Genomic DNA, 13,035 nt, shown 5'->3' on the forward strand with positions numbered 1-13,035 from the left:
GTTTAGCCCGCCTGCAACCGTGAACGGCTGATCCGCTGTGCCAGTCCTGTTCCGATCACGGCTCCCAACACGATCACTCCGGGCAGCGCCGGCAATTCCGGCAAGGTGAAGGCGGCAAGCGCCAGCGTCAGCAGTACGGCCGCGGCCGCCGCGGGATAGGACCAGTCACGGCCGCGATTGCGTGCACCGACCGTGAACGCCGCGATGCCCACGATGGTAACCGCGAGTAGAGTCCAGAACATGGCGGAACCGAACTGCGCGATCAAGGCGGCGGCACTGGTCGCCACCACAGGCCGCGTGGTTGCGCCTTGCCAGTCCATGTAGGTCGACGCCAGCATTGCGGTGGTGCCTGCGCCGCTGCCGAGCGCGGGCAGGTCGGCGAGCAGATTGTGGGTCGATTGCACGAGGTCGGCCGGCACGTCGGCGAAGGCCGCGGCAAGCGCCACATCGGGATGACGGTTGGCGATCGCAGTCGCCAGCGCGATCAGGGCGATCGTCGCGGCAGCGCCGGCGCTGCTCCAGCGGTGCAGATGAAGCTTTCGCGCGGCGAAGGTCATCAGGATGAGGGCGATGCCTGCAGCAATCGCGATCGCGGCGCCGCGCCGACCGTACCAGCATGCGCTGGCGGCGCAGAGCAGCATGCCGGCGGCGAGCAGCCAGCGCAGCCGCGCCAGCTGCGCCGCCGTGCGGCCATCGGCATGTCCGCCGGTGTCGAGCGCGCGCGCCAGGCTGAGCGGAACGCCGACGAGAACCACGACCAGGAAGCCGTTTGCGGTCTCATCGCGCGCTGCGTCGACAGCACCAAGCCAGGTTTTGATCGGACCGCTGTACAGCAGCAAGATCAGGGCAGTGACGGCCGCCGTCGCTGCAATGCTGCGGGCCACCATGTCGGCGCGGCGGGCATCGATCGCGATCGCCGCGGCTGATATCATGACCGAGATGAGTGAGAGCCAGAGCAGCAGCGCGCCGAGGCTTGCGCCGGTGTCGATCGTGATGCTGCCGCTGAGCGGCGTTCCCAGCGTTTCGCCGGCGAATTTCCACACCGGATGCGCCAGGAACGGCAGTGGCAACATCTGCAGGATGATCCAGAGCATGGGCACCAGCGCCGCTGCAACGGCAGGCCCGGCGACCGACTTCAGGAACGACAGTTCACCGGGACGGATCACCATCAGGCTTGCCAGCAGCCCAAGCGACGTTGCGGCGCCGACGAGACCGGTGGCGAGCGAGGCGTCGAACAGACCCAGCGGAATCGACGCACCGATCAGGATGCAGATGAGGGCCGTGACGTTCCACACGAGAGGGACAAGTCCTGAGGAGGGTTCCTGCGGAAGATGAGAACGCAAGCCAGCGGGATGCCCCGCGCTCGCGTCGAGGTCAATGGAAATCGAGCGCGCCAGATGCGGCAGCGTGGTGCCGCATCAATGTGGGCGGCGCAGGGCGAGCAGCGGCGTCGAGGAGCGGGACCAGAACCGCGGCGCGAATGCGCTCGCGAGGTATCCGCCTTGCAGCGATACGATCGCGGTGATCATGAACAGCACGGTCTCGGACCACCCGGGGCGCGCGCCTCCGACGACGGCGAGCAGCGTGAGTTCCGCAAGCGTAACCGGCACCAGCACCAGACAGTGCCGGCGCTCCCGAGAACGGCGCCGCCGATCAAATTGCCAAGGAAAACAAATAACATAACCAAACCCTGCGCCCGCATCCTAGCGGGCCGGGTCCTAAGCCGGGGTTAAGTCGATCGTCACAAACGCGCCGGCATCATGCTTGCAGGCATGCGAGACGCCGGCGGCTTTGTTAGTCGATTAACATTCAGAACGGGCGCAGATCGCCGTAGCTATAGGCGGCCCAGTAGTCGCGGCCGCCATAGGGGCCATAGGCTCCGTAGAGCGGCGCGCAGGAGTAGCGATCGGGGCAGCCGTGCCAGCAGACCCGTCTCCACTGGCAGACATCGCCATGACAATATTGCAGCCGCTGGCAGTTGCCGCCGACGCGCTGCACGGTGCGCGGGGTCGGGGAAATGCTCAATTCCGCGGCAAAAACCCCGGAATTGCCGATGCCGAACAGCAAGGCGACGGTTCCCAACGCGATCGCCAGTGGCTTCATGCGAACCATCGAACCCTCAATCGTTTAACGCAAATCATCTCATTCATCGATAACTGGAACATCACGCGAAATCAAAGCCGGAGTGATGCCGCGCGGGCCGTTTACCGCACGGCGGTGCGCCCGTGTCGCCGAATTGCCTCACCTTGCTAACATTATTTATCAATTGTATCGCACCATATCGCGGAACCTTGTGATTGTGATAGTCGGCGTGTTACGGCACGGCCGGAGTATTTCAATGTCGCGTGCGAATTTCATTCGGATAATGATATTGCTTGCGGCCGCCGTTTCGGTCAGCGGTTGCCATTACATGCCGACCAACGGTCCGACCAGTTCTGATGTCGTCGCGGGGCAGATGGATCCGGAAAGCCTGCCCTATGCGATGGTCAAGATCACGCCGCAGGTCGAGAACGTGCTGGCGTCGTTCGCGCCGCAGCTCGCCGGAGGCATTCAGGGCCCGCCGCCCAAGGATATCCATTTCGGCATCGGCGATGTCGTCAGCGTCACGATCTTCGAGGCCGCCGCCGGTGGTCTGTTCATTCCGGTCGAGGCCGGCGTGCGCCCCGGCAACTACATCACGCTGCCGAACCAGAACGTCGATACCGACGGCAACATCTCGGTGCCCTATGCCGGCGCGATCCGTGCCAAGAACCGCACGCCGACCGAGGTGCAACGCTCGATCGTCGATGCACTGAAGAACCGCGCGATCGAGCCGCAGGCCGTGGTCGCCCTGATCGAGCAGCGCACCTCGCTGATCTCCGTGCTCGGCGAGGTCAATTCGCCGAACCGTTTCCCCGCCAACGCCGCGGGCGAGCGCGTGCTCGACTCGATCACGCGCGCCGGCGGGCCGAAGGGGCAAGGCTTCGATACCTGGGTGATGCTGGAGCGTGACGGCAAGCGCACCACCGTGCCATTCGGCCAGCTGGTTTACGAGCCGAAGAGCAATATCTACGCGCATCCGGGCGACACCATCTATGTCTACCGCGAGCCGCAGACCTTCGTCGCCTTCGGCGCGTCGGGCGCGCAGGGCCAGTTCAATTTCGAGGCCTGGCGCATCTCACTCGCCGAAGCGGTCGCGAAGGCGGGTGGCCTGAACGATTCCTCGGCCGATCCGGCCTCGGTGTTCGTCTATCGCGGCGAGCTGCCGGAAGTGGCGGCCAAGCTCGGCATCGACGTCAGCAAATATGCAGGGCCGATCATCCCGGTCGTCTACAACATCAATTTCCGCGATCCGGCCGGCTATTTCCTGGCCACGCGCTTCCAGTTGCGCAACAAGGACGTGCTTTATGCGTCGAACGCGGCATCCGTCGAGGACGCCAAGCTCATGCAGCAGATCCGCCTCGTGACCGCAACGGTGAACGATCCGATCGTGGCCGCCTACAACGCAACATTACTTCGTAATTCGATCAAGCTTGCGCCCTGATACTGGGGCGTGAGCCGGCGCGGCCGGCTTCATGACACGCTTACGATTACCCACCGGCTCAAGCGGGGCGACGGCATTGCCGTGGCCGGTGCGATGGTCGTCGTGGCTGTTCTGCACCGTCGTCGCTTTGGCGCCGCTGCCGCTCGGCTCGGTCGGCAGCGTCGCGCCGGCGATCTGGTCGGTCCTGCTCGGCATCGCGCTGCTCGGCGTGTTGCCGATGCGCCTTCGCGGTAGCCAGCTCGCAATTCTAGCGGTGACGGCGATGCTGACGGCGCTCGCCATGCTGGTGCTGCACGAGCAATCGGCACAGCGGCCCTGGCTCGGTGTGGTGCCGAATGCACTGTGGGCCGAGGCCGGCAAATTGCTGCCCGCCGACCTTCCGCCGGCAGTGTCGATCGCAACCAATCTGCCGTTCTATTCCGCCGGTGTCGGGATCGTCTGCCTGCTGAGCTTTGCCATCGGCGTCGTGCTCGGCGCCAACCGCACATTGGCGCGCGGGTTGCTACATACAGTGGCGGTGGCCGGCTTGGTCTACGCGGTCACCGGTATCGTCACCTTTGCGATCGATCCCGCCCGGATCTACCTGCTTCACGAGAAGCAGGCGCAGCTGGAGTGGCTGACGTCTCCCTTCGTCAACCGCAACACGGCGGGCGTCTACTATGGCTGCTGCGCGCTGATCTGGCTGCTGTTCGGCTGCGAGCTGATCGAACGGCATTGGCCGTCGCGCCGGGCCAGCCTGCCACCCCTGCTCGCGCGCCTCGATATGCCGGCACGGCGCCGGCTCGCCGGCCATGCGCTCGGCTGGCTCACTTGCCTCGTCGCGATGTTCCTGACCGGATCGCGCGGCGGGGTCGGGATCTCGCTGCTCGCCGCGGTCGCAGCGGCCGCGATCTTCTTTCGCAACCGGATGCCGCGCCGCTACGGCCTGATCATGGCGCTCGGCGTCGGCAGCCTGATCGCGCTGGCGCTGTTGCAACTGCTCGGCGGCGGCGTCGGCGCGCGCTTCAGCGCGATCGGCTTGTCGGATGAGGGGAGGTTCTCGATCTATCGCGCGACGTTACGGATGATCTGGGATCATCCCTGGCTGGGCGACGGCTTCGGGTCCTTCGAATGGGTCTATCCGGCCTATCGCACCGACGACATCTCGTTGCGCGGGACCTGGAACCGGGCGCACAACAGCTGGCTCGAACTGGCGTCCGACGGCGGAATGTTAATGGCCGGCGCCGTCATGATCGCGCTGCTCGCAGCCTTCGGCGTGCTCGCGCATGGCGTGCGGACCCGCCGCCGCGACGTGATCGTGCCGCTCGTGGCGCTCTGCGCGTCGGCGGCCGGCGCGCTGCATTCGATGATCGATTTTTCGCTCCAGATCACCGGCTACGCCGTTGTTATCGCGGCCTTGCTCGGGGCGGGCCTGTCACAATCGTTCCGTTCCAGCGGCGCCGCCGGCCGCGGCGGCGATGACGCTGATGTTACATCGCCTCCGCCGGTTAACGCTGATTTCGCCGGCGAGCCCGGGCGCGCGACCGGGCAGGGGTTTTAATTGGCGCGATAACTCCGACTATGCTAACGAACTGTTAGTATTCGTTAGGGAGATAGCAGTGTTCACATTTAATCGATCCGGCGGTTTTTCCGCCCCGCGCCTGGCGGTGGTGGTCATGTTGGCGCTGGCGGCGCCCGGTGGCGCCGCCGTGGCGGAAACGCAGGGCGGTCTGATCCAGCTCTCGCAGGCGGTCACGAATTTCAAGGCCAATCCGGAGCAGTTGCTGACCCAATTTCCGAACGCGGGCGTGGAATTGACCTCGCGGGCGCGCGACTTCGCCCTCAACGATCCGACATCGCTCGATCCGCTCATTGCGTTGCTCGCCAAGGCGAGCAAGGACCAGAAGACGGCGATCGCCGCCGGTCTCGCCCAGGCCGCGCGGATCGTGGTGCGCAGCAACCAGCTCTACGCGACGCGCATCCAGCAGGCGATCGCCGACACCAAGGATCTCGACACCGTGATGGCGTTTGCCGCAGCGTCAGGTGATAGCGGCACCGCCGCGACCGGTGCCGGCGGCGCGGGCAGCGCCGGCGCATCCGGCGGCCAGACCAGCGCGATCGGCGCCACCGGCGCCCGAGGCGGCGCGCTCGAGGCGATCGACGGCAACAGCGTGAACACCGGCATATTCAGCTTCACCTCGTCGGTCAGCAGTTCGGGCAACCCGACGACGGGGACGACCACGGGCGCCGGCACCACGCTGATTTCAACAGTGACTCCCTGAGCGGGCTTCCGTCGCCAATGGAGAACTCTCTGCAGCAATGCACTTCGATGTCGGCGGCGGGACGCTACCCGATGCCATTGGAGGGCGCGCGGGCAGGCACCAGCCTGCCGGCGCGGCGATAGGACGAGATGCTTCAGCGCAACCAGATTCCGCCGTCTGTCGATCTGAGAAATCGTCCGGCCGAACTGCCGTCGCTGGCGGAAACCTTCGACGCCTTCGTCACCTATCTGCTCCGGCAGTACTGGGTGATCCTCGGGACAGCCGGGCTCTGTTTGTTCGGCGGCATCTGCTATTTGATGACGGCGGCGCCGAGCTATACCGCGCTTGCCACGATGATCATCGACACGCGCAAATTCCAGGCCTTCCAGCAGCAATCGCCGGCGAATGATGTGCCGGTGGATTCCTCCGCAGTCGAGAGCCAGGTCGAAATCCTGAAGTCGGAGAACGTGGCGCTCGCGGTGATCCGCGATCTCAAGCTCAACGAGGATCCGGAATTCATCGGCTCCAGGGCCGGCGCGGCGGGAGCGGTGCTGGATTTCGTGTCCGGCCTGTTCGCCGGCAGTGCGCCGCCCAACGAATTCGACCGGACCCGGCGTGCGGTGCGCGCCTTCCAGAAGCAGCTCGACGTCCGCCGCCGCGGCATGACCTATGTGATCGAGGTCAGCTTCCGCTCGCTCGATCCGGAGCGCGCGGCGCAGATCGCCAACGCCGTCGCCGACGCCTATATCGTCGATCAGCTCGATTCCAAGTATCAGGCGACGCGCCGCGCCAGCGCCTGGCTGCAGGACCGCATCAAGGAGCTACGCACGCAAGCATCCAATGCCGAACGCGCGGTGCTCGACTACAAGAAGACCAACAACATCGTCACCTCCAGCGGCAAGCTGCTCAACGAGCAGCAGCTCGGCGAACTCAATACGCAGCTGGTCCATGTGAAGTCGCAGGTTACCGACGCCAAGGCCAAGCTCGACCGCATCGAGGCTGTCGTGAAGGGCGGCGTCCCCGATGCCACGGTCGCCGATACCCTCAACAACCAGGTCATCACCAAGCTGCGCTCGCAATATCTCGAGCTGGCCAACCGCGAGGCCGACTGGTCGTCGCGCTATGGCTACAATCACCTGGCAGCGGTCAATCTGCGCAACCAGATGCGCGAGATCCAGTCGTCGATCATCGACGAATTGAAGCGGCTCGCCGAGAGCTACAAGAGCGACTATGCGATCGCCGTGCAGCGCCAGAACGAGATCGAGCGCGCCGTGAACGATTCGGTGTCGCAATCGCAGTCCACCAACCAGGCGCAGGTCACGCTGCGCGAGCTGGAGAGCTCGGCACAGACCTATCGCTCGCTCTACGACAATTTCCTGCAGCGCTACATGGAAAACGTGCAGCAGCAGTCGTTCCCGGTCAGCGAGGCGCGGGTGATCACCCGTGCCTCGCGCCCGCTGAGCAAGAGCCATCCGCAGACCCTGGTCGTGCTGGCGCTCTCGACGCTCGGTGGCCTGATCGCCGGGCTTGGGCTCGGCGTGCTGCGCGATCTCTATGACCGGGTGTTCCGCACCGCTGAAATGGTCGAGACGATCCTCGACGCCGATTGCGTCGCGATCGTTCCCCGCGTCTCGCCAAGCCAGCTCAAGGCGCCGGTGGTCGGGCGTCCCAACCTGCCGGTCGGGCCGCGCACGATTCGGCGTGGCGACGAGCCGGTGCTATGGGCGGCGATCGATGCGCCATTCTCGCGCTTCTCGGAAGCGATCCGCTCGATCAAGGTCAATGCCGACCTCAGCGTCACCAAGCCGTCGAAGATCCTTGGCCTGACCTCGGCACTGCCCAACGAGGGCAAGTCGACGCTGGCCTTCGTGTTCGCGCAACTGGTCGCCCAGAGCGGGGCGCGCGTGCTGCTGGTCGATTGCGACCTGCGCAATCCCTCGCTCAGCCGCAAGGTCGCCGCGAGCGCCGAGCGCGGGATCCTCGATGTGCTGTCGAACAATGCGACCTTGCACGACGTGCTGTGGCGCGATCCGGAGACCGGCCTTGCCTTCCTGCCCGGCGCCACCCGGTCGCGTATCGCGCATTCGCACGAGGTGCTGGCTTCCGACCAGATGAAGGATTTCATCGACGCGGTCCGCGGCCATTATGATTACGTGATCGTCGATTTCCCGCCGCTGACGCCGGTGGTCGATGTCCGCATCACCGCGCACTTCGTCGATTCCTTCGTCTTCATCGTGGAGTGGGGCAAGACCCAGGTGCAGGTGGTCGAGCGCGCGCTGCGCAGTGCGCGGGCGGTCAACGAGAACCTGCTCGGCGTCGTGCTCAACAAGGCCGATATCGCCGCGATGAGCCGCTACAGCGGCTACGGCGGCAAGAATTACTATTACAACTCGCACTATGGACGATATGGCTACACCGAGTGAGACGCGAGGCGAGATGCCGCGGCGCGCCGCCGCGTGGCTTGCGCGCGGCTTCCTGGCTGCGGTCGCGTGCTCGTCGGTCGCCTGGGGCACTGTCACCTTGCCGGTCTTCGTCGACCAGACCCGGCTGGACGGCGCTAGCGACCTGATCCTTCGCAACGTACCGGTCAGCGACGCCGAGCTCGGTGACCTCGGTCCGCTATTATCGCGTGCTGCGGCGGAAAAGGATTGCATGCCGGCCATCGCTCGCAGCGCGGCGGTGATCCTGCTGCGGCTCGCCGAGAACGCACTCGCATCGGGCGATCAGGTGGACGCAAGGATGGGAGAGCTCGACGCGGCGGTCCGCAAATCGCTCGGCTGCGCTCCGGCCGATCCCTATCTCTGGGTCGTGCTGTTCTGGCTTCGCAACACAAGACAGGGCTTGAGCGATGCCAATTTCGACCTGTTGCGGATGTCGTATCGGCTCGGACCCAATGAGGGCTGGATCATCGTCAAGCGCAGCGCCATGGCGCTCGCCATGCTCGATGCGCTGCCACCCGACCTGTCGGACGCGGTGGTCGCCGAGTTCGCACGCCTCGTGAAGACCGAACTGTACACCGAGGCGATCGATCTGCTGAAGGGGCCAGGCTGGATGCATCGGGACAGGCTGCTGGCCGGCCTTGCAGCCGTCCCGCAACGGAACGTCGACATCCTGACCAAGACCATGGCCGACATCGGGTACGACCTCGACCGCCGCTCGCCGGCAGAACGGCGCAATCTGGAGCGCAAATCGAACGACCGCCTCGACGAGCTTGCCCGAATGCCGCCGGAGGCGAGGGCCAGACCATGACGATGGAATTCAGCGTCGGACAGCACAACGCGCATTATGAAGGCGTCTATTCGGCGCAGGAGCGCGACTGGCGCCGCGTCTGCGCAGTCGACAAGGCCGATCATATCGCCGGCCTGCTCGGAGCCGCCGCCGCCAGCGTCGGCAATGTGCTCGAGGTCGGCTGCGGCACCGGCGCCGTGCTGGCGCGGCTGTCCGCGATCGGCATCGGCCGCGACTTCACCGGCATCGACATCATCGATCCCGCGACCAACCTGGAGATCGACGGCGCGGCAACGGCGCCGTTCCGCTGGTCGAGCTATGACGGTGCAACCATCCCGTTCGCCGACCGATCGTTCGACCTCGTCTATGCCAGCCATGTGCTGGAGCACGTGCCCGAACCGCGCGCATTCCTGCGCGAGCTTGCCCGGGTTGCGGGGGCTTTCATCTACATCGAGGTGCCGTGCGAACTGCACGCGCGGACCAACCGCCGGGCGTTGCAATCGACGCTCGACATCGGCCACATCAATTTCTACACGCCCGACACATTCCGCCTGGTGCTGGAGACCGCCGGCCTCCATGTCACCGGCTTCGGCACCTATGACCACAGCCTGCCGGTGCACGCATTTCATTCATCGCGGATGAAGGGGCTCGCAAAGAGCATTGTGCGGAAGTCGCTGTTGTCGGTCAGCCCGGCGTTCGCCACCCGGCTTGCGACCTATCATTGCGGGGCGCTCTGCCGGCGCAGCGAGGCGCCGGCGCCGCCACGGGATCAATAAGCCATGGCGCCGCGCGTGGTCGTCTTCAACAACATGATCACCCCCTACACCAACCGGCTCTACAACGAGCTGGTCGATCGTGGATTGGATCTCGCGGTGCTGTCTTGCACCGCGCAGGAAGCCGATCGCTCCTGGGCGGGAACGTTCACGCCGCGTTACACGACCCGCACGGTGCCCGGTGTCTCGATCCCGCTGTCGCGGTCGCGTCACACCCATCTCAATATCGGGATCGGGCGCGCCTTGAACGCGCTTGCGCCCGACCTGCTGTTCGTCAACGGGCTTTATCCCTCGATGCTAACAGGCGCGGCGTGGGCGCGCGCCAACGGCAAGGCGCTCGCGCTGACGATCGATGGCTGGCGCGAGACGATGCCCAATACGACCTACCATCGGCTGGCGCGGCCATGGCTGCTGCGCCAGTGCGAGGCGGTCGTGTGCTGCAGCGACAAGGGCAGGGCGTATTTCCGTGGCGAGGGTGTTCGCGACGACGATCTGTTCGTGGTGCCGCTGGTGCCGGCATGGGATCCGCCGGAGACCGTCCCGGGCTTCCACGACCGTCCATTTCACCTGCTCTGGTGCGCCCGCATCAACGACGACGCCAAGAACGCGATCTTCTTCGAGACCATCACCATCGCGCTCGGCCGGGTCTTGCCTGGGCTGAGGGTTCGCGTGGTCGGGTCCGGCGCCGCCGAGGCGCGCATGCTGGCGCGGCTCGATGGCGCCGGCATCGATGTCAGCCACGACAGCTACGTGCCTTGGCAGGCGATATCGGAAGTCTTTCTTCAATCCCGGCTGCTGCTGCTGCCCTCGTTGCTAGAACCGTGGGGATTGGTGTGCAACGAAGCCTTGCAGTGTGGAGTTCCGTGCCTGGTGTCGCCGCATGTCGGGGCGGGCGGTGAGTTGGTGCGCGACCATGTGAACGGCCATGTTTGCACGCTTGATGAGCAGGCGTGGGTCGACGCGGCGCGCGGCCTGCTCGAGCATCCCACGCGTTGGGAGGCGATGTCGCAGCAGGCCCGGCACAGCGTGCGAAGGGATGCGCTTGCTGACGCCGCGGCGCGCTTCATGGTGGCGGTCGATCATCTCGCGAGGGCGCCCGCCCGGCAGGAGGCCGTTCAATGATCGGCCGATGGTGGTTTCGAACCGACGTCTTTCTGCACGCCTATCTGGTGATGGTGCTCGGCTGCATCTATTTCCTGTTCAACTTCATCGAAGGCATCTCGTTCGCGGAACGGGCCGGCGAATCCACGCTGTTCCGTGGCGCGTGGCTGCTGCTCTATATCCTGCTGATGCTGCATATTGCGGTCGACCGGAAGCGCTTCGGCCTGCTGATGCTGCAATCGCATCTCTATCTGACATTTATCGCCTTCGCGCTGGTGTCGCTGGCGCTGAGTGCGGATCCCGCGGGCGCGTCGGTCAAGTTCGCGATGTATCTGCTCACCACGATGTTCTCGGCATGGGTCGTGGTCAGCTGTCCGGTCGACCGCCTCGTCGACACCTTGTTCCGGATCGGGATCGTGGTCCTGATCGTGCACGTCCTGCTGTTTCCGGTGATCGGCTCGCAATGGGACTACGACCCGCTGCATCGGCCGACCGTGCTCGGGACCCAGGCCTATGCCGGCGTGTTCGGCCACAAGAATCTCGCCGGCGCATTCTTTGGCCTGATGGTGCTGATCTGCTTCGTGCGCATGCTGGCGGGGCCGCGCAAGCAGTTCGGCTGGTCGCTGCTGCTGATGGGATGTCATCTCTTTGCGCTCGCCGCGGCCGGCGCCGCCGGACCGCTGATCAGCATGTTGACGGCGCTCGCCGTCACCTTCGGACTGCTGCTGGTGGTGCTCGGCCACAGAGGCGCTGCTTCGATCTACTGGCTTTGCCTCGCTTTCGTTGCCCTCGTCGTGTTCGCCGTGCCGAGCGACGAGTTGTACGGGCTGGTCGGCCGCAGCGGAAACCTGACAGGCCGCTCGTTCCTCTGGTCGGTCTGGCCGTACTTCTTCTGGCAACATCCCTGGCTCGGCTACGGCTTCTCGGGGTTCTTCAACGAACTGCCGAACTCGCCGGCGAACGAGCTGACCAGCATGGCGCCCTGGAATACCGAGTTCGGCTCATTCGAGAATTCCTATCTCGACGCCTTTCTCCAGTTCGGCCTGCTCGGCGGTGCGCTCTATATCCTGCTGCTGGCGCGCGCGTTGTGGAACACCATCGTCTTCACGTTCGAGCGGAAAGGAATGTACTGGCTGGCGCCGTTCGCGATGCTGCTGTTTGTCGTGATCGCGTCGGCCAACGATTCGAGCCAGCTGCTGCATAATTATTTCGGCTGCGTGCTGGTGTTCTGGTGCTATTTCGGCCCGGAGGCCCGGCTGCAAGTGGCGCCGCGGCGGGCGTTCACCAGATTGCGTGTGAGTGAGGCGTGAGTGCGTTGACGGAAAGGCTCGACCGAATGGCGGCCCAGACCCGGGTCGTCGGCGCCGTTGGTGGAGCACTCCGCCGCCTGCGCCGCGCCGGGGGCAATGTCGCGCTCGGGCTGATCGACCAAGCGCTGCTCAGCGGCTCCGCCTTCGTGCTGACGATCGTGCTCGCCAACGTGCTCGATATCAATTCGTTCGGCCAATTCAGTATCGCCTGGTCGTTCTCGATCCTGATCGAGGCGGTGTTCCTGCGCGGCCTGTTCGACGACGGCCTGCCGGCGACCGCGCATCGCATTCCGAAATCGCTGTGGCCGCAGCTGCGGCTCGGCCTCTATTTGTCGTCGCTCGCCGTTTCCGCTGCGCTTGGCCTGCTGCCGGTGATTGCGGGTTCGGTGATCGTCGCGATCGGTGGCGATGCAGGCGGGCTCGTGATCGCAACCGGGCTCGCGATCCCCGCCGTTCGTTTGCAAAGCATGTTCCGTCGCATCTGCTATCTCGACGGGCGATTGCCGCGCGCGGTGACGTCCTCGCTGACCTACTGCGTGGCGCTGGTCGCTTCGGCCGGGCTGATGATCGCCCTCAAGCTGACCGGCGCTGCCGCGGCGATGGCCTGCATCGCGATCTCGGCGTTGGCGGCCGCCAGCCTGTTGCTGGTCCACACCAACGAACTGGCCCGGCCGCACGCCAGAATTTTCCGCGGCTCGCTGCGGCGGCTGTTCAGGAATGGCCGCTGGTTCGTCGCGACCTCGCTCGCTTATTGGATCGGCAGCATCGGGCTGATCCCGGTTTGCGGCCTCCTGATCGGGCTGGACGCGAGCGCATCGCTGCGGATCCTGCTGTTGGTGTTCGCGCCGCTGAGCCAGTTC

11 protein-coding genes and 1 pseudogene are annotated in these 13,035 nt (G+C 65.4%); 9 read left to right on the plus strand and 3 right to left on the minus strand.

The features are described 5' to 3' along the window. Positions 1-2 precede the first annotated feature (2 nt). The 3 genes from QMZ05_RS24420 to QMZ05_RS24430 form a co-directional block, all read right to left on the minus strand. Positions 3-1,295 (minus strand): hypothetical protein, encoded by a 1,293-nt coding sequence (locus tag QMZ05_RS24420; protein ID WP_353703054.1) that lies wholly within the window; start codon positions 1,293-1,295, stop codon positions 3-5. A gap of 123 nt (positions 1,296-1,418) precedes the next feature. Beyond that, on the minus strand, positions 1,419-1,616 hold the full coding sequence (locus QMZ05_RS24425) for a hypothetical protein (protein WP_353703055.1): 198 nt from the start codon (positions 1,614-1,616) through the stop codon (positions 1,419-1,421). A 193-nt stretch (positions 1,617-1,809) separates the two neighbouring features. Next, entirely contained in the window at positions 1,810-2,112 is a 303-nt protein-coding gene (locus QMZ05_RS24430; protein WP_353703056.1) for a hypothetical protein, read from the minus strand. A gap of 298 nt (positions 2,113-2,410) precedes the next feature. Between QMZ05_RS24430 and QMZ05_RS24435 the strand changes: the two genes are divergently transcribed. The 9 genes and pseudogenes from QMZ05_RS24435 to QMZ05_RS24475 form a co-directional block, all read left to right on the plus strand. Next, positions 2,411-3,523, plus strand: coding sequence for a polysaccharide biosynthesis/export family protein (locus QMZ05_RS24435; protein WP_353703057.1), 1,113 nt, complete (start codon positions 2,411-2,413; stop codon positions 3,521-3,523). Positions 3,524-3,554: 31 nt separating this feature from the next. Next, complete coding sequence (locus QMZ05_RS24440) at positions 3,555-5,063, plus strand: O-antigen ligase family protein (RefSeq protein ID WP_353703058.1); 1,509 nt, start codon at positions 3,555-3,557, stop codon at positions 5,061-5,063. Between the two features lie 58 nt (positions 5,064-5,121). Beyond that, positions 5,122-5,784, plus strand: coding sequence for a hypothetical protein (locus QMZ05_RS24445; RefSeq protein WP_353703059.1), 663 nt, complete (start codon positions 5,122-5,124; stop codon positions 5,782-5,784). Between the two features lie 128 nt (positions 5,785-5,912). Next, the gene (locus QMZ05_RS24450; protein ID WP_353703060.1) at positions 5,913-8,186 is read left to right on the plus strand and encodes a polysaccharide biosynthesis tyrosine autokinase; all 2,274 of its coding nucleotides are present in this window, start codon (positions 5,913-5,915) and stop codon (positions 8,184-8,186) included. Next, positions 8,170-9,012, plus strand: a complete 843-nt coding sequence (locus QMZ05_RS24455) for a hypothetical protein (RefSeq protein ID WP_353703061.1) — start codon at positions 8,170-8,172, stop codon at positions 9,010-9,012. The genes QMZ05_RS24450 and QMZ05_RS24455 overlap by 17 nt, the downstream gene beginning before the upstream one ends. Then, on the plus strand, positions 9,009-9,767 hold the full coding sequence (locus tag QMZ05_RS24460; RefSeq protein ID WP_353703062.1) for a methyltransferase domain-containing protein: 759 nt from the start codon (positions 9,009-9,011) through the stop codon (positions 9,765-9,767). The genes QMZ05_RS24455 and QMZ05_RS24460 overlap by 4 nt, the downstream gene beginning before the upstream one ends. A gap of 3 nt (positions 9,768-9,770) precedes the next feature. Further along, the gene (locus tag QMZ05_RS24465; protein WP_353703063.1) at positions 9,771-10,886 is read left to right on the plus strand and encodes a glycosyltransferase family 4 protein; all 1,116 of its coding nucleotides are present in this window, start codon (positions 9,771-9,773) and stop codon (positions 10,884-10,886) included. Next, the gene (locus tag QMZ05_RS24470; RefSeq protein ID WP_353703064.1) at positions 10,883-12,175 is read left to right on the plus strand and encodes an O-antigen ligase family protein; all 1,293 of its coding nucleotides are present in this window, start codon (positions 10,883-10,885) and stop codon (positions 12,173-12,175) included. Before QMZ05_RS24465 ends, QMZ05_RS24470 begins: the two co-directional genes overlap by 4 nt. Before the next feature lie 26 nt (positions 12,176-12,201). Then, positions 12,202-13,035: pseudogene (locus QMZ05_RS24475) on the plus strand (polysaccharide transporter); the annotation flags it as partial.

The sequence above is a fragment of the Bradyrhizobium sp. INPA03-11B genome, from assembly GCF_040446015.1.
Lineage (GTDB): Bacteria > Pseudomonadota > Alphaproteobacteria > Rhizobiales > Xanthobacteraceae > Bradyrhizobium > Bradyrhizobium macuxiense_A.